The sequence below is a fragment of the Methanosarcina thermophila TM-1 genome (genome assembly GCF_000969885.1).
Taxonomy (GTDB): domain Archaea; phylum Halobacteriota; class Methanosarcinia; order Methanosarcinales; family Methanosarcinaceae; genus Methanosarcina; species Methanosarcina thermophila.
Window position 1 is genome coordinate 1,715,226 of the sequence record NZ_CP009501.1, and the last position, 16,187, is coordinate 1,731,412.

Here is a 16,187-nt window from a genome sequence, read left to right on the forward strand (position 1 = left end):
TTCTTCAGGTCCGAAGATAGCAAAGGCTCACTAAATACTATTGGAAGCCCCCCTATAAGTAAGGCTCCGGACTGACCGGAGAAAGAGAGCAGAACGTCTTTAGAAAGACATCATGCAGTCGTTTTTAGGAGATTTCAGGCGTTTGCTGCCTTGCTAAAGACTTCGGTAAACTCGTCACACTGAGCAATTATTTTCAAAGCAGCGTCCTTTAAGACCTCAATGGGGTTTGTACCATCGGTTCTGATGTAAAGGATAGGGTCACTAATGCTCACGTATTTCATATCGTAAAAGGCAACCTCAACCCTTTTGTCCCTTATAAGGGAGTCCCTAAGCAAATTGAGGAGAGTATGTGTCTCGCCTTTGAGCTCGACTTCAAGCTCATTGTCTGTTTTGGAAAGAATGTTCAGTTCCATTGATGATCACCTGTAAATGGTGAGTAGTGTGATTTATTGTGCAGAAACCCATACCTGCAAGGAGAAAGAAATTACCTGATCCCTTTCCCGTACTCGGTTGAGATTTTGCGGGTTTCAGTCATATTGCAAACCGGGCATTTAAGCTTTTTCCCTTCAAGCACAAGTTCCCCTCTGCAATTTGAGCAATAAGCTTTTACAACTCCGAGAGAATCTTCAGCTGTTGTCAAGCGCATCTTTTCAGCATCGATGACCCTTGCACGGATTATATCAGAGGGTCTGAATTCATCTGAAAGTCTCTTAACATAGGAGTCACGTACATTTGAGACGTGAATGTCTCCAGTCCGCACATTGACGATTTCCCGATCTTCTTTGCCTTCAATTCCTGCAATTTCTACCATTGCTCCGGACTCACGCACGTCAATTATCTTTCCATAAATAACATCCCCCACTTTAAGGATATTCGGAGTAACTGTACTGGGCCTGACCGAAACTATTCTCGCTCTTCTGTCAATAACAATATTTCCGGTAGCTGAGGAATAAATATCACCGACAGATACCGTTGTTCCTTCGCCAGGTTTAAACTCTTCTATGGTTCCGATCAGCTCTCCAGGGAGAACAAAACCTCCTTTTTCAAGCTCCTCTTCAGGGGTCGCGGGCTCACAGGGGGCTCTAGACTCAGGTGCTTCCGTCCTTTCCCTGGAAGCCTTTTTCGGGAAGGGGAACCTTCTCTTTTTACTATGGTCTCCCCTGAAGTGGTCTTTAGACTGTTCCCTGGGTTGACCTTTAAACTGCTCCTTGGGCTGGTTCCTCGGCTGACCTTTGAACTGGTCTTTGGAATGCTCTTTGGGTTGTTCCCTGAGCTGACTTTTAAGCTGATCTCTGGACTGGCCTTTTGGTTGGTCCCTGCTTTCTGGAGTGACTTGAGGAGATGCTTTTTCAGTAACTGACTTTCCTACGCTCGGGCCAGTCAATTTCTTTCTCGTAGTTTTACTTTTTCGGATTCTAATCATAATCCCTCATTTGAATTATCGTTAATAGTCAATATAATTAGTAATTGCAGTAATTGTCATTGACATACAATACTGGCAGCCGTCCAATCGAATATCGGCAACATTCAATCGACAGATAATCAACTATCAGGAGAGGGGACAGATTGCCACGCTCGTATATCTGCCATTTTTTGTCCCTATTGATGTACTTATCTAGTTCGATATGAACAGGCATATCCGTTATAAGCAGCTTTATCGGTCTCTTTTTGAGGTAAAGCCTTGATGCTGCACTATAAAATCCGATGCCTTAAACGGTACTGCGCATTGATTATCCGGAGACCTTAATCCTGTAGATCTCGACCTCAATAACCTTTCTTTCTTTTTTATGGAAATCAAAGGTTCGTTTTATGGGGAATTTTGCAACGTAGGAATGTGTAATGACCGCAGGCTTAATGAACTTTTGGATAAAAGCAAGGCTTCCACGGTTGTGAATTGAGTATATCACTTCACTTGTTCTTAATGCTGACGAAAGAAAAGGTCTGTCCCTGCCTTTAACTCTTGCCCCGAAAGGAGGGTTCATGACCGTGGTTTTTACATGTTCTGTAATATCGTTAATGTCCGATAATACAAACTCCACTTCAACTCCCAGTTTTTCAGCATTTTTCTTTGCTATCTCAAGAGCTTTCGGGTCCGCATCATACCCAATAACCCTCTTTGCTCCCAGAAGTTTAGCCCCGATTGCAAGGATTCCGGTACCGCAGCCCAGATCCTGCACCGAGTCATCAAGATCTCCCTGCATATAAGCAAAGTGAAGAATCTCCGCAGCCAGAGGAGGAGGAGTCTGGTACTGCTCCAGTTCAAGTTCAGGATCGGAAAAGTTTTCCAGTTCTTCGAGCAGCATCTCAAGCTTTCGTTGTTTCATTCCATCGACTTTAATTTTCTATTTACGTTTTAATACCGTATTTTAATTCTTTATTTATATATTTTAGCACTTAAATTATTCCACAGGATCAGAGGTAAGATTACACAGGTTCCTCGGTTATTTCATCGAGCACAAGGTTTTCCCATTCCCGTTCTCCGAGTACGATTTCAAATTCCTGGGGCGTAAGCATTGGAGAGGGAAAACGTCCTGCCTCATCGATTGCGAGCCTGGGGCAGGCGGTGTTTACGAAAGCATCCACCTTGAACTGGAGAAGCTGATCCGGAGTTACAAGATCAATCAGGATAAGGTGTGCTTCTTTTCCATGATTTTTCGCGAGCGCTTTCAAAGAGTGAGCCAGTTCCATCCGTTCCTGCCCATTTTTGCTTGAGACGATTATCCCGAAAACCTCCGCATCCAGAGACTTTGCAATTACCGCACTCCGCTGGCGAAGGATTCTTGAGGGATCAACCTCACGAACTTCCCCGGTGAAAGGATCGGCTGCAAGAACCCTCTTCTTTGTGGAGAGGGCTACACCCAGAGGATGGAAGTCACCACTTCCTATATAGAGGTATTCATCACAAACCTCGTTCCTTGCCGCCGAAAAATTGCAGCCCAGTACCTGACCCGGATACGCAAGCCTGGAGTCACCACGCCCAATTACACAGGTTTTCCCATTCGCCTTAAGGACAGCACAGGCTTCAGGGAGCTTATGGATATGCTGGATAGTACTAATCAGCCCTATACCCTGCCCCTTAAGCTCAGGGACAGCTTTCTCAACAACAGGTCGAATATCAACTGCCGAGCGCGTTTCTATGAAATAGACCTTTTCGGAAAGTTTTGTATCCTCAAGCTCGGCATGTCCAAAATGGAAGAGGACGTCAACCTGCCCGAGCAAAGTTTTATCCAGGTCACACGCCCCAAAACAGGGGTTTCCTGAAATAATAATCTCGGCACCAGTAGCCTCTTCAACCTTTTTTGCGAGCTCAGGGCCTTTTCTTTTGAGCCCTTCAGGAAACTGGAAACCTACGGTTTTTGCTTCCAATTTTTTTATTACACTGATAATGTATTCAGTCCTTAAGTCAAACGCGTCACTTGTCTCCAAAGACATTCTTGATCTCCACGCCTTTCTCGCCCACATCGATCGTTACCAGGATTTTAGGCTCAACCCCGTGTTCCTTTATCTGTAAATAACCTGTCCCGCGTCCGATAACGGAGATAACATCCACAACCTCTACACCCATGTTTTTCAGGGCTTTTATAAGGGCTACCAAGGTTCCACCAGTACTGATTACATCATCCACAATAATTACCCGGTCACCTTTCTTGAGCCCGTTTATGTAAAGGACTCCTTTCGAATATCCTGTGCTCTGAGAAAGTTCTACCTCTCCTTCAAGGTAATAGGGTCGCTTCCGGATAATGGTTAGAGGAACTCCGGTTTTGAGGGAAAGGGCGATTGCCACAGGAATACCCATAGCCTCTATAGTGACAACAGTATCAACTTCTTCCATATCGGTAATCGTAAGGATAAAATCCGCGATTTCCTCAACCAGGCGGGGATCTATGGAAGGCACGCCATCAGAAATCGGATGGATAAAGTAATTATACTCCCCCCGCTTGATTACAGGAGAATTAATTAGTGAGCTTTTCAGTCTTTCAAGCATAGTTTTAACTCTTTTTTTGGCTGTTGCGATATTCCTGCTAAAGAATTGTATTGTATTAATAAAGTATTATTTCTACTAATAAAGAATTCTGTATCCTTACCCTTAATCTATACGCATACACCCCTCGCCAAGAGCGAAGACCTGAATATTTCATGGGATAGTAAACTGACATCAGAAAAGGTTAAAAATACTATATTTTAGTTTTCCAATCTCTGTATGCCCACAAATCACATGAGCTTATATAAGTAATTATGTAGTATTGACAGATTTAAGAATTTAAGTTAAGGCAGTCCGGAAGGTCAAAGCGAGAATTAAACGGTTTGAGAGGGCTCAGGTATGAAAAAGCCAGTAATTAAAAAGAAAGAGAAAAACTGGCTCTGTAGAAATCCTTAATTTAATCCATAATAATTGTATTACTTTTTTGTTTATATTATAGACTATTAGTTTAACTTTTACTTCTTTTACTTGATTTCTAACCTTTCTTGCTCTTAATGTTTCTCCAAATTTTCTTTTTACAACAGATATTATTGTCTCTACTATATTCCTTCTATTGTATTTGATCTTATCAAAGTCTTTGTTTAATTGTTTTCTATATTTTCCGTTTATTCTCTTTCTTTTTCTTTCTCTCAAAGGTACTATTGAATCTGCTTTTATCTCTTCTCTTATTAGAGTATGAATTTCTTCGGAATCATATCCTTTATCCATCACATAACATTGAGACTTTCTTGACTTGTTTGATTGTCTTATCAGAGTCTTTGCATGCTTGACATCATGATCTGTTTTTTGGCTAATTTTCCATCCTAATATTACTTTTTTAATAGTGTCTACTGATATTGAAGTTTTAAGGAAGCTCCTTCGGAGCTTCCCTGTTCTCTTAGAATAATAATGACTTGCATAAGAACTCGTAAATCCTGTTGCATCAATTGCCGTAATGAGAACTTTTTCTCCATGTGAGTAAAATAGTTTTAGAGTTTTTGACAAAATTAGGTTAAACAATGAAGAGGGAATTCTGGACACAAACTTTTGAAGAGTAGTGTAATGAGGAACCTTATCAAGGTCAAGTTTTTCCTTTATACTGTTCATGAGGTCAACAAGTTCTACAAAGTCACGGTAGTCTGTACTTATATACTCCTTCAATAAAACAAGAACAAGAAGCTGATGTTGAGTATAAACACGTTTGGAATATTTGCAGGAGTAAAGGTTCAGTCTGGAAGACTGAACCGTTTTAAGACTGAGATCAATAAATTTAATATACTTATTTGATGACAATAGCAATTGCTCCTTTGTTTTTTGTGTGGACAAAAAAATTAAGGAGCATTTTTACAATTTTATTTTTATAATTTTTGGGTAAAAACAGAATTTAGAGGATTTCTACAGAGCCGAAAAACTAAAAAATAAAAAGGAAGCGAAAAAGGAAAATTTAATGATTACTGGAAACCTCTGGCATAGTAGATAATTCTTTCTACAAAGGCTTAAACATGTTTTATTCCCATCGCTTATTCTATAAACCTCATTTTTTCAGGGATTGACATTCTCTTCTGAATTTTTTCAGGGATTGACATTCTCTTCTGAATCAAGCAGTCCGAGAACCACATAAGGATTATTTCCTGCCTGCTTCATTTCATTCAGGGTAGCTTCATCAATGTCTGTTACGGAAATTACCGAGACAAGCTCCTCAGTATCCCAGTTTTCTTTATCCATAAGCCAGAGATCCGCTAAATACTTTGAAATCCAGGCAGGATCATCGGCTTTTGCCCCGCATTCGGCATTGACAATATCAAAGTTAAATCCAAGAACTACGGCTTTCATAGTCCCAGCATTCTTATCCGTAACCACGAAGATTCCTGCAGGAGAGCCTCCAAGGGCTTCTTTTTCATCATCGGTCAGTGAAGATACCCAGATTCCTCCTTTTCCGGGAGTTGTGTCCCAGCGTTTTACGAAAACATCTTCTTTGCACCAACTGGGGCAGGAGAAAACCGTATAGCTTACATTCTCCTCAAGCGGATAGTTTTCTTCCATCCAGTTTGCAAGCACAAAGCCACTGGAGACCCCTGGACAGAAATGGTTGTGAAGCTCTAAGCACTGCATAAGCTCATAATCGAGTTTCCCGGTAGCCCAGCCATTGCAAATTGTAAGAATTGCAAACTCTCGCCCGTTAAAGATCGTTGAGTTTACCTTTTCACCCCATGCAGCTTTCGACTTCGGTGTTTTCGAAAGCTTATCGAAATCTATGTTTTCCGTTACCTGATAACTTATTTCACTTTCGTTTTCGTAAGAGACCTCGATATAAGTACAGTTTCCGCTGCATTTATCGAAGAAAGCAAACCATAGAGGGCTGTTCCTTGCGTTCTGGACTACAAGAAGATTCTGTGTATACAGGAGATCTCTATCATAAAATTCCGAGTAAAAATCGTCCAGGAAAGCATAAGATCCCGCAGGGGAACCTATATCCGTAATAATGAGAGTCTCTTCCGGTTCTATACCTCCAAGGCTTGCTTCGGCTGCACTAAAAACCTCAGCCATAAGCTCAGAGTTATCAGCTTCGGTTGCCGCCCCTATAGTAGACCCGAGGGATAAAATGAGGGCTGCTAGGAAAACCAGGAAGAAGATTCTTGCTTTGATATTCTTCATATTCATAACGCCTGCTCCTATCATGCTTTTTCCTCCACTATTCATTAACCCGATTTCTTTACAGTCTGACAATATAGATAGCACATATCAGAAAGTAAAGTTTAATGTTTAAGATAAAAGTTTAATTTAGTAATTTTTAGTGTTACAAAAGATGATAAAAATAATACATAAAACTTTCTAGTTTCGTTAACACTGAGAATATCTAGAGAAATATAAAAGAGGAATAAAAATATGCGGTAGCTGGTGAGCAAGGAAGTGTAACGAGGATGAATCTAAAAAGATTTAGAAGTGATCGAATTATTAACTGTTCAATAATTGAAAACAAATAAAAAGTTAATAAAAAGCTAATAAAAGGAGAATAAAGGATTAAACAGGGAAGTTAAGGACAGACAAGAGTGTCAAAAAGCCCTAGTATGATTTCTGCCAGTTCCCTGCTCTTTTCAGTTGAGGTCATTATGGTGTCGGCGCGGATGGCACGGCATCCAATCCTCTCAAAAGCGAATTCATCAGCCTGATCCCTTTCATCGAAAACAAAGACATCCAGGAAATCCTGATAATATTCTGCAACTCCCATTGAAGAGACCTCAAGCCCTGATGCTGCCATCAGTTTGCCGGCGGGCCCGCTTACAGGGGCATTGCCAATAATCGGGCTGACTGCCACGACCATTTTCTTTTTCAGAATATCTCTCATGCCTGGCAGGGATATAATGGGACCGATACTCGTAATCGGATTACTTGGTCCTATAAGGACTTTGTCATCATTTTCCAGGGCTTCGAGTACTTTTGGAGAAATTGAGGCTTCGGAAACTCCCCTTATCTCAACCCCAAGCACGTCGGGTTCTCCATGTCTCCCGATCCAGAAATCCTGGAAATGCATAACGCCTTCTGGAGTTTCTATATAGGTGAAAATTGGATCGTCAGACATAGGCAAAATTTTTGCTTTAATTCCGAAGATTGATGCAAGCTCTAAAGTTGCATCTGTAAGGGAAATTCCCTGCCTGAGAAAATTCGAGCGAATAATATGGGTTGCCCTGTCCTTGTCTCCCAATTTCATACTCTCTGTGACACCAAGTTCCTTCATACGCTCATAAGTAAGGAAGGTGTCGTCTTTGATGCCCCACCACCTTTTTCGGTCAATCTGGTCTGAAAACAGATAGAGCACTGTATCCAGGTCAGGACAAATCATGTTTCCCGAAACCCAGAGGTCTTCAGCAGTGTTTACAACAACGGTCAGTTCCTCCGCAGGGAGGATTTCCTTGAGTCCGTCAAGGAGCTTTGGAGTTCCAGTGCCGCCTGAAAAAATAATCATGATAATACCTATTCCAGCTTTCTTTTAAACTTTCGGATAGAGGGTATTTCTGCAAATCTACAATATCAGAGTAATAGTAACAGCAATATATAATGAAATCTGTCTAAAGAATAATGAAAGTTGTCCTTGATCCTGTACACGGTTACATCGAGCTGGATAATCTAGCTCAGGATCTTCTTTCAACACCACAGATGCAGCGCCTCAGGAGGGTCAAACAGCTTGGTTTTTCAAACCTCGTCTATCCGGGAGCTAATCATACGCGTTTTGAGCACTCGCTTGGAGCAATGCACCTTGCCTCCGTGCTAACAAGGAGTCTCGATTCAATTGAAGAAGACAGGAAAATTGAGGTTAAAGCTGCCACTCTTCTGCACGATGTAGGTCATGGACCTCTTTCTCATGTTACCGAGAACATTATTGACAAATACACTCGGCGCAGACACGATGATGTAAAGGAAATTCTCGGAAAAGGAGAGATAAAAGAAGTCCTGAGCAAACATGGAATTTCTCCCGGAAACCTTGTGAAGCACATTAAAGGAGAGACTTCCGTGGGGCAGATCCTTAGCAGTGAGATCGATGTAGACCGGATGGACTATCTTGTACGGGATGCCCATTACACAGGTGTAGCCTTCGGGGTCGTGGATTATAACCGCCTGATAAACCAGATGGACTTTTATGAGGACAGGCTCGTTGTGAACTATGGTGGATTGAAAGCTGCCGAATCTCTTCTGGTCTCACGTTTCTGGATGAACACATCAGTTTATTATCATCATGTAACCAGGATTTCAGAAGCTATGTGTTCCAAGGCAGTGGAGTACATGATCGAAAACAAAGAGCTAGACCCGCTCAGGCTCAGGCAGATGGATGATATAGACCTTATTGCAGCAATGCGAAACGCAACAGGGTATGCGGGAGAGCTTTCAAGGCTGCTGGATGCCCGTAAGCTCTATAAGCGGGCATTATATGTGGGTCTGGCAGACACAGGAAAATCCGTACTCAGACACCGCGACCGAATTCGAAGAGTAGAAAAAGAAATTGCAGATATGGCAGGGGTTGAAGATGAGTACGTGCTTGTGGACATTCCAAAGATGCCTGAAATGCTGGAAATGAGGGCAATGATAAAAACTGACCACAAACTGATTCCCCTTAACGAAGCTTCCCATTTTGTATCCATACTGCAGGAAGCGCATATGGACAACTGGAGGATGGGTGTATACAGCCCGAAAGAACACTGTGAAGCTGTGGGAAAAGCCGCAAGAGACTATTTTGATATAAAAAAATCCTTAAAGCAGTTTAAACTAAGTGATCTTTGAATTAGATAAAGGAAAAGGAGCAATTAGGAGAAAAAGGGACTTTTGAGATTTAAAGAAAATATAACAGTCCTGAAACCATTAATAGGCTTGAAACAATTTACACAGTTGATAAGGTTTTGAAACTAAAAGCTGAAAAGCTTGAAGGGCAGAGGAAGGAATTTGTTTCACATTAAGCGGAAAGTGGGAAAAATCGAGATAGCACTTGATGCAAAAAAGATTGGAGAAGATTACCTGCTGACTCTCACAGGTGGAGAGGAACATGTGGGAGCTGTGGCTACTGGACTTTTCGATGAGAAAAGCCAGAGAGCAAGTTCATCGGTGGTAACAATGCCTGGCCACAGGGAAGAATATCTTGCCCTGCATGGAGCAAGACAGGTTAGCAAGGCAACGAAAAGAGCCTCTGTATTTGTTGTCGGAATACATCAAGATAATATCAGCCCTGAGGAGATAAGGGATATAGTTTCAGCCGCAGAAGAAATGATAGAAAGTTTCATCGCCTTTTGCAAAAAAGAAGTCGAACTGCCAAGGCAGGATAAAGCCTGAAGTACCGGGCTAGACATGAAAACTAGACATGAAAATGGGTATAACAGAAATACGAATATGGAAAATAACGGCAGGAGCATTAGTGGCAGGGATAAAATGGAGATAACGGTAGGGATAAGCGGAGCATCAGGGGTCCAGTATGGGATTCGCCTTCTTGAAGTGCTGGCGGAAAAAGGAATAAAAACCCATCTGGTTTTGACAGATGCGGCAAGCCAGATAATAGAGATTGAAACGGATTACACCCCTGAGGCAGTGAAGAAACTTGCAACCTGGAGCTATGCCCAGAAAGAGTTTTCAGCACCGATAGCCAGCGGATCTTACAGAATCGAAGGAATGGTTATCGCTCCCTGCAGCATGAAAACCCTTGCAGCCATAGCAAACGGGGTCTCCGATACCCTTCTTACGAGGGCTGCAGATGTCTGCCTTAAAGAGGAAAGAAAACTTATCCTGATGACCCGGGAAACCCCGCTTAACCTTGTACACATCGAAAACATGCTAAAAGCTAAAAAAGCAGGAGCGAGTATCCTGCCAGCCTGTCCAGGCTTTTATTCACGTCCCCGAACTCTCGAAGATTTCATAGATATAATGGTAGGAAGGGCACTCGACCTGCTCGGAATAGAGAATGAGCTTTATCAGCGCTGGAAGTGAAAGAAGCTCAAAAAACCTGCGAATTTGGGCATCACAGGCAGAAAAATTTTCAACTACTAGGAAAGACTTTTTCAATGAAAGCATGACTGACCCATGTTCTAACGAAAGCTATTTAAATGATAATATCCTTTGAGAGGAAGTACCCCTTGGGATAGTAGGGTAGCTTGGTCCATCCTCGAGCGTTTGGGACGCTTGGACCGCGGTTCAAATCCGCGCTATCCCATCACATATTATCTACATTTTTTTAGAACATTCTCTACATTTTTCTAGGAACATATATTTCATTACTATTTCTTCTGATTATTTTTCTTATTATTCTACTACTTCTTCTCTTTGTTTTATTATTTCTTCTCTTTGTTTTCTTATTTCTTCTCTTTGTTTTCTTATTTCTTCTCTTTGTTTTCTTACTTCTTCTCTTTATTTTCTTACTTTTTCCGCTTATTTTCTTATTCAGTCTGTTTATTTTTTGTTTATTACGTTTATTTTCTTATTTCCTCTGTCGATATCATTTTTTTCTGTTCATCCTTCTGTCTTTTTCCGCTCATCTTTCCTTTTTTCCTGTCATTCTCTTGTTTCTTAGAAGCTGGAAGTAAACTATATGCGAGGCAGGGAGATATGCTGTTATCCTGAAAGTAAAGAATGTTAAAGCAGCGGTATCAGAACTGTATCTAGATAAAACAGTTAAAAGGTAGTTAAGAATAAAGAATAATTTAAGTTAAAAAGTGCAGAGCGGGGCAGAAAAAAATTGAAATTTTTCTGTTCCCGACTTCCTATACATGGATTATATTGACCCGCAATAGCTTAATACAGGGCTCAAGGATTTCTCCTCCTTTTATAGCCTAAATTTCAAGCATTAAAGCATCCTGAGATACCTCATCGGTGCCTGACAACACAATTCGAGAGCCCGATTATCTCAACAATGTCGCTGTTATCTGGGGAATGGACTATCATCTGTCCTTTTTTAAGATATGGAATTCTGCGTTCATATTCTTTCGGGACTTTGAGGGACGTGATAGCTGCATCATTGTTAAGGTTGAGGATCAATTTTGTATTTATTTGCTTGAAAACTGTATCATCGATATCCTGGGGGTCCTGGGTGATTAAAAAAAGACCAAGTCCTTCTTTTCGGCCCTGTCGCGCTGCATCTGCAAAACGGGAGATTATAAGGCGAGAATGTTCCCCTTTTGCCTTTGAGAGGTAACGGTGAGCTTCGTCCAGAGCCAGAATGATCGGGGTCTCTTTAATAGCTTTCTCTCCTGTTGTACTTAACTTATTGTCCACGATCAGGCTCATGATTGTGAGCACTATAAGGTCGCGGATTCTGGGATCACTTATATACTCAGTAGGGAAGACTGAAATCTGCCCTGGTTTGAAGATTTTATCCAGAAGCTCGGTAATTGGGGAAGCATCCCGATCAAAGACCTTTGAGAAGAAAGGATTCCTGACTCTTCTCACGATCCCGTCATATGAGGATTCATGCAGCTTCCCGCTGTCAACATAGTAAGAACGGGTACCCTCATTATCAATATGGTTGATAAAGTTCAGGTAAGTGTGCGGTACGTTTGACCTGAAGAAATCCCCAAGAAGCACCTCAAGTCCTATGTACTGGAGCTCGGACATCCCGGCTGCTGCAATAAGCCAGGGATTATGCTCTACAAGCGAAAAGGGAATTGTAAACTCAATCTGCTCCGCTCTTGACTTGTCGCCAGGGTATCTTTGCCCATCAACTTTTGCGACGAAAGCTTTTGTGGAGGTAACCCTGCCGTAAACCACGTTTTCGGACTCCAAGCGGAATTTTTCGTCCTCACTCAGAGTTTCATTATCTTCGAAAAGCTGGGAATACTCATCCTGGGGATCCATAATTACCAGGCAGGGGTTTTTCCGTGCCTTATCAGGGGAACTTCGTAGCCTGTACCTGTTATTTTCTGTCATGAACTGGCGCAGAATATTTTTTGAGAGGAAGGTTTTTCCTGTTCCAGTGCTTCCGCAGATAAGCATATGCCTGAAAATAAGGGGATCGCCCATGGAATAGTCGTTTCTGAGATAGTATGCAACTGTTTCGGGTTCGGAGTGGGTTTTTAAAAGCTCGCCTCCCACACTCAGGTGACCGAGAAAGATTCCTTCTTGAGGAATATTAAGTCCTGTCTGAACCTCAAGCCTATCAGTAACAGGCAGGATAGGAGTGTTAGGATGAGGAATCCGGTCTGCCATGCGCCTTGTAAGTGTGCTTCCTTTCTTCAGGTACAAAATACAGAGCGGATCCAGATAAGCAAGAAACTTATAATCTGCTTCGTTTACAGGATTTCCTCTGGCGCTGAGCATACGCCTCGAGTGAATCTCGGTTGCATCGTCTACGACAAATTCCTGCCTGTACTGGAGTTTTCCTACCTTCGCAAAGAGTTTTTCTCCATTTTCGTAAGGCACAACAACGTATGTTCCTAGCCTTATCTCGTGCCGCCGGGCAGATGTAATATAACCTGTGATTACAGCGTCTGAAGCGGTTAATTCGAGGGGTTCTATGCCTGTGGTGATAATTCCGAAAGCTTCTGAGGTCTGAAGAGCTTTAAGGGCATTATTGTCGTACCCGATAAAGGGCTCAAAGGGAAGACTTTCCTTTACAGAACTCCCAAGAGCTTCGGATTCAAGAGAGAGATCCGGGGAAGGTAGAGAAACAGTCTCAGATAGAGGGGCAGCTTTAGACAGAGAGGAGGATTTAAAGATAGCTTCGGTAGAGTTTGAAAAAATATCAGATTCAGCTTCCGGAATAAGGTCTGATATATCCTCCTGGCTGTCTTTCAAGAGAGTATCGGAGAAAGGAACCTGCAATTCTTCATAAGTGTCAGGTGTGAGCGCAGAAGTAACCCGATTAGAAATATCTTTGACAGAATTTGCGGTTTCACCCGCATTCTGGTCTTCAAGATTGATTTCGCCGTGATTTTCCTTTAAATCTGCATTTTCTTCCATTCCTGAGCTTGCAGGGGCTGATTCCTTTTTCGGTTTGTAAGAATTAAAGGTAAAAATGTTAGTATTTTCATATTTCATTCATTTTACCCCACCGAATGTCATTATAAGTAATATCGGGATTCATATTTTCAAAGAATTTATCAATCTCTTCCCTTTCCACTTTGCGGATTTTTGCGAGATGATCCGCTTTAGTGAGGGTTAGGGGAAAACCATGCAAAGAAAGGTCAAAGAGCACTTTTTTGGTAATTTGCATACGGAGAAAATCGTCTTTAACAAGCCCGTATGGGGCTTCTACCTTAAAGATAACATCCGTGGAAGGCATATAAAGTATGAAAAAACAAAGGGCATAATCCTCAGGCGGGAAATTGTGCCTGAGTTCCTGCTGGAACGGGTCTACAGCTGCAAGGGGGGAAGTTCCGTTAAGCATTTTCTCGTAAAACCTGTTGGGCTGCAGGAACCAGTTGGTGTAAGTAATGTAAGCATTCCTGAAATCAGTGTACCTGCCATTTTTTCCGTTATTTTTCGAATTTCTTCCGCTGTTACCTGATGCAATGTAAACTTTTTCAAGGGAGAGCAAATTTCTGAAAAACTGGGAGTCAAGCATCCAGGGCAGGTCGAAAGCTTCTTTTTTCTTCCGGACGATATCCATAATCTGCACGTCAGTAGGGTTTTTTACAAACCCAACTACAGGCATCTGGTTCTCCAGGAAATGATCCATAATATCGATATAATTCTGGAGGATCTTTCTGGCATTGCTGTTCTGCCGGATTCTTACGTCCTCGTCATCCAGCACCATCCAGTACATTAGCTGTTTGGGATAAATCGGCCCGTCCATTATGAAAAAGCTCTCAGGTTTTATCCTATCCTTCATAAAAATAATATGTTCGGATTCAGCCAGGTACATGGCAAAGCTGTGAACCATGTCAGGAGCCTTTCTTTTTAACTCGTCAGGAGCGATTGTGACTAGTTTTGCCCGTCCAAATTCTTCATCAAAGGTTTCCCAGTCCAATGAAGCCTGTATAGCTACCCTCTGGGAAGAAGAATAAGCTGCACATACGATCGTCCTGAATCTCTGAATGTCAAGGTCAGTAGGCGTTGCTGCCAGCCCGCAGTGACAGAAATCCACAAAAAGCCCGCTGTCATAGGTTCTGGGATTGGTACTCCCGCTGTCGCAGGCATAAGTAACCGGATACGGGTCCTCGCCCTGTGCCATGAGTTCAGTCCTTACAATCCCTCGATAGAGCCTGTCTATCGCCTTAAGTATGACCTTCCCATCTAGCCTCAACTCCTCAAGCAGAGAATAGATATTTGCAGCCGTATTCACCTCTTCAAACTCAAAAGACTGGTCAATCTTTCTCGCAAGCTCCGAGATCTTACGCATATGCACGGGCTCAAGGGTCATAAACAAAAGATACTTTGAGGAGTTTATATATTTGTTGAGTGAAATGGGGGAGCAGCATTTTAAGCTAAAATATTGCTATGAGAATAGTATTTAGTGTGCATTTTCTGCTCTTATTTTCCTTCTTTCCTTTCTCCCTTCACACTTGAGTGCACAGCGGATGGATTTTTCATAATCTCATACATAGCAGAAAGTAACTTACCCGATTTACAAAAATTATAAGTCTTCTGTACAATTAGAGATGCCTCATTATAAGATGTCCTGTACAGTGCATTTGAAAGCCGCTGACCGCCTAAATCAAACATCTCGTAAAAATATGGAGCAACTAAATAGACCAGAATGATAGTCGACACAATACTGGCAATGGCTGCGATATTATAAGAGAAAAACTGATTAAGCTGGCTGAAGACTATGCAACTATAACTACACATTATAATCATATGGATTACATAAACGCTGAAAGACATACGACCCATCCACACTAAAAACTTATTGGATAGGAGCTTTTGTAAAATGGTGCTAAAGACGACCCCAGCCAACACAAATATCGCTCCAAAAGCTAAATCTGGATATTGTATACCAGTATGTAATCCGATTATTGAGAGTAACCCGTTCACATCGTAAGTGAACGCAGCCATCCATAATCCCACGGCTGTAATGCCGATGCAAACAGGTTCTGGCAACCGATAATTCATATTGTTCCTCAGGTCACACAATGCCACACCTGCAAGGAAGTTTATCATGTACCCATCCTTAAATAATAGAAATCCAGCAATGTAGGCTAATAGGCGGTCCCACCGATCTCCAAAAAACAATAGGAATCCATAGACAAGAAAGCTGCCTCGTAGTTCAGTGGCCATTGTCCATAAGGCACCATTATATCTATTATCCCCGGTGATAAACACTCCAAATAGACCGTTATATATTGCCTCAAATATATCGCCATGAGGAAACTGGAATAAAGTGTTTAGCCATAAAACTGAACCCGTAATTGGTACTATTTCCATGTGACGATAAAGTCCCAGGGAGCCCATAACGAAGGAAATCATTACACTCGTAAACACTGGTACTAAAAGGCGAAAATATCGTCTATATGCACTGCTCCTTAAAGTTTTGATATTTTTACTGACAAAGTATTTGTAGCTCAGCACATACCCACTCAGTGTGAAAAACAGGCAAACAGCAAACGGACCATTATATAGTAAGTGCAAGGGTCCATCTCGGATGGTGTCCTCAAAACTAAAATGAAGCATAGCGTCTCCGAAAAGTAGAGCTGGATAGAACGCACAGAACAGATGTCCTATCAAGACCATGAATGCTCCTATTCCTCTCAGACTTTCAAGCGCTTCGATCTTTTGGGACATAACTTATTCAACTTATATTGTTTAAAACAATATC

14 protein-coding genes and 1 tRNA gene are annotated in these 16,187 nt (G+C 41.9%); 4 read left to right on the top strand and 11 right to left on the bottom strand.

Going from position 1 to position 16,187, the window contains the following annotated elements; genetic code table 11:
- Positions 1 to 134 precede the first annotated feature (134 nt).
- The 8 genes from MSTHT_RS07380 to cofD all read right to left on the bottom strand — a co-directional run bounded on the left by MSTHT_RS07380 (position 135) and on the right by cofD (position 7,925).
- Entirely contained in the window at positions 135 to 413 is a 279-nt protein-coding gene (locus MSTHT_RS07380; RefSeq protein ID WP_048167221.1) for a DNA-directed RNA polymerase subunit L, read from the bottom strand.
- 71 nt (positions 414 to 484) lie between these two features.
- Positions 485 to 1,423 (bottom strand): exosome complex RNA-binding protein Csl4, encoded by a 939-nt coding sequence (locus MSTHT_RS07385; protein WP_048167222.1) that lies wholly within the window; start codon positions 1,421 to 1,423, stop codon positions 485 to 487.
- Between the two features lie 307 nt (positions 1,424 to 1,730).
- Entirely contained in the window at positions 1,731 to 2,324 is a 594-nt protein-coding gene (locus MSTHT_RS07390) for an METTL5 family protein (RefSeq protein WP_048167223.1), read from the bottom strand.
- Positions 2,325 to 2,424: 100 nt separating this feature from the next.
- Positions 2,425 to 3,432, bottom strand: a complete 1,008-nt coding sequence (gene dph2, locus MSTHT_RS07395; RefSeq protein ID WP_048167224.1) for a diphthamide biosynthesis enzyme Dph2 — start codon at positions 3,430 to 3,432, stop codon at positions 2,425 to 2,427.
- Positions 3,413 to 3,985 (bottom strand): hypoxanthine/guanine phosphoribosyltransferase, encoded by a 573-nt coding sequence (gene hpt / locus MSTHT_RS07400; protein ID WP_048167225.1) that lies wholly within the window; start codon positions 3,983 to 3,985, stop codon positions 3,413 to 3,415. The genes dph2 and hpt overlap by 20 nt, the downstream gene beginning before the upstream one ends.
- A 330-nt stretch (positions 3,986 to 4,315) precedes the next feature.
- On the bottom strand, positions 4,316 to 5,254 hold the full coding sequence (locus MSTHT_RS07405) for an IS5 family transposase (protein WP_048167226.1): 939 nt from the start codon (positions 5,252 to 5,254) through the stop codon (positions 4,316 to 4,318).
- Positions 5,255 to 5,533: 279 nt separating this feature from the next.
- Entirely contained in the window at positions 5,534 to 6,640 is a 1,107-nt protein-coding gene (locus MSTHT_RS07410; RefSeq protein WP_082086878.1) for an FmdE family protein, read from the bottom strand.
- 355 nt (positions 6,641 to 6,995) lie between these two features.
- Complete coding sequence (cofD, locus tag MSTHT_RS07415; RefSeq protein WP_048167227.1) at positions 6,996 to 7,925, bottom strand: 2-phospho-L-lactate transferase; 930 nt, start codon at positions 7,923 to 7,925, stop codon at positions 6,996 to 6,998.
- 113 nt (positions 7,926 to 8,038) lie between these two features.
- Between cofD and MSTHT_RS07420 the strand changes: the two genes are divergently transcribed.
- The 4 genes from MSTHT_RS07420 (at position 8,039) to MSTHT_RS07435 (ending at position 10,649) form a co-directional block, all read left to right on the top strand.
- Positions 8,039 to 9,235, top strand: coding sequence for an HD domain-containing protein (locus tag MSTHT_RS07420; RefSeq protein WP_048167228.1), 1,197 nt, complete (start codon positions 8,039 to 8,041; stop codon positions 9,233 to 9,235).
- Positions 9,236 to 9,394: 159 nt separating this feature from the next.
- The gene (gene lpdD, locus MSTHT_RS07425) at positions 9,395 to 9,778 is read left to right on the top strand and encodes a prenylated flavin chaperone LpdD (protein WP_048167229.1); all 384 of its coding nucleotides are present in this window, start codon (positions 9,395 to 9,397) and stop codon (positions 9,776 to 9,778) included.
- Between the two features lie 96 nt (positions 9,779 to 9,874).
- Positions 9,875 to 10,426 (top strand): UbiX family flavin prenyltransferase, encoded by a 552-nt coding sequence (locus MSTHT_RS07430; RefSeq protein WP_048168457.1) that lies wholly within the window; start codon positions 9,875 to 9,877, stop codon positions 10,424 to 10,426.
- Between the two features lie 148 nt (positions 10,427 to 10,574).
- A tRNA-Pro gene (locus tag MSTHT_RS07435) sits at positions 10,575 to 10,649 on the top strand.
- Between the two features lie 650 nt (positions 10,650 to 11,299).
- On the opposite strand, the gene MSTHT_RS07440 is transcribed toward MSTHT_RS07435, so the two are convergent.
- The 3 genes from MSTHT_RS07440 to MSTHT_RS07450 form a co-directional block, all read right to left on the bottom strand.
- On the bottom strand, positions 11,300 to 13,468 hold the full coding sequence (locus tag MSTHT_RS07440) for an ATP-binding protein (RefSeq protein WP_048167230.1): 2,169 nt from the start codon (positions 13,466 to 13,468) through the stop codon (positions 11,300 to 11,302).
- Entirely contained in the window at positions 13,458 to 14,792 is a 1,335-nt protein-coding gene (locus MSTHT_RS07445) for a DNA double-strand break repair nuclease NurA (RefSeq protein WP_048167231.1), read from the bottom strand. The genes MSTHT_RS07440 and MSTHT_RS07445 overlap by 11 nt, the downstream gene beginning before the upstream one ends.
- Positions 14,793 to 14,902: 110 nt before the next feature.
- Positions 14,903 to 16,153, bottom strand: coding sequence for an acyltransferase family protein (locus tag MSTHT_RS07450; RefSeq protein WP_082086799.1), 1,251 nt, complete (start codon positions 16,151 to 16,153; stop codon positions 14,903 to 14,905).
- Between the last annotated feature and the right edge of the window lie 34 nt (positions 16,154 to 16,187).

Bases quoted from the DNA above. Each gene is read 5' to 3' on its own strand.
- dph2 (WP_048167224.1), bottom strand. From the start codon at position 3,432: ATGTCTTTGGAGACAAGTGACGCGTTTGACTTAAGGACTGAATACATT.
- MSTHT_RS07420 (WP_048167228.1), top strand. From the start codon at position 8,039: ATGAAAGTTGTCCTTGATCCTGTACACGGTTACATCGAGCTGGATAAT.
- hpt (WP_048167225.1), bottom strand. From the start codon at position 3,985: ATGCTTGAAAGACTGAAAAGCTCACTAATTAATTCTCCTGTAATCAAG.
- MSTHT_RS07430 (WP_048168457.1), top strand. From the start codon at position 9,875: ATGGAGATAACGGTAGGGATAAGCGGAGCATCAGGGGTCCAGTATGGG.
- MSTHT_RS07445 (WP_048167231.1), bottom strand. From the start codon at position 14,792: ATGACCCTTGAGCCCGTGCATATGCGTAAGATCTCGGAGCTTGCGAGA.
- MSTHT_RS07385 (WP_048167222.1), bottom strand. From the start codon at position 1,423: ATGATTAGAATCCGAAAAAGTAAAACTACGAGAAAGAAATTGACTGGC.
- MSTHT_RS07410 (WP_082086878.1), bottom strand. From the start codon at position 6,640: ATGATAGGAGCAGGCGTTATGAATATGAAGAATATCAAAGCAAGAATC.
- cofD (WP_048167227.1), bottom strand. From the start codon at position 7,925: ATGATTATTTTTTCAGGCGGCACTGGAACTCCAAAGCTCCTTGACGGA.
- MSTHT_RS07380 (WP_048167221.1), bottom strand. From the start codon at position 413: ATGGAACTGAACATTCTTTCCAAAACAGACAATGAGCTTGAAGTCGAG.
- MSTHT_RS07450 (WP_082086799.1), bottom strand. From the start codon at position 16,153: ATGTCCCAAAAGATCGAAGCGCTTGAAAGTCTGAGAGGAATAGGAGCA.
- MSTHT_RS07390 (WP_048167223.1), bottom strand. From the start codon at position 2,324: ATGAAACAACGAAAGCTTGAGATGCTGCTCGAAGAACTGGAAAACTTT.
- MSTHT_RS07440 (WP_048167230.1), bottom strand. From the start codon at position 13,468: ATGAAATATGAAAATACTAACATTTTTACCTTTAATTCTTACAAACCG.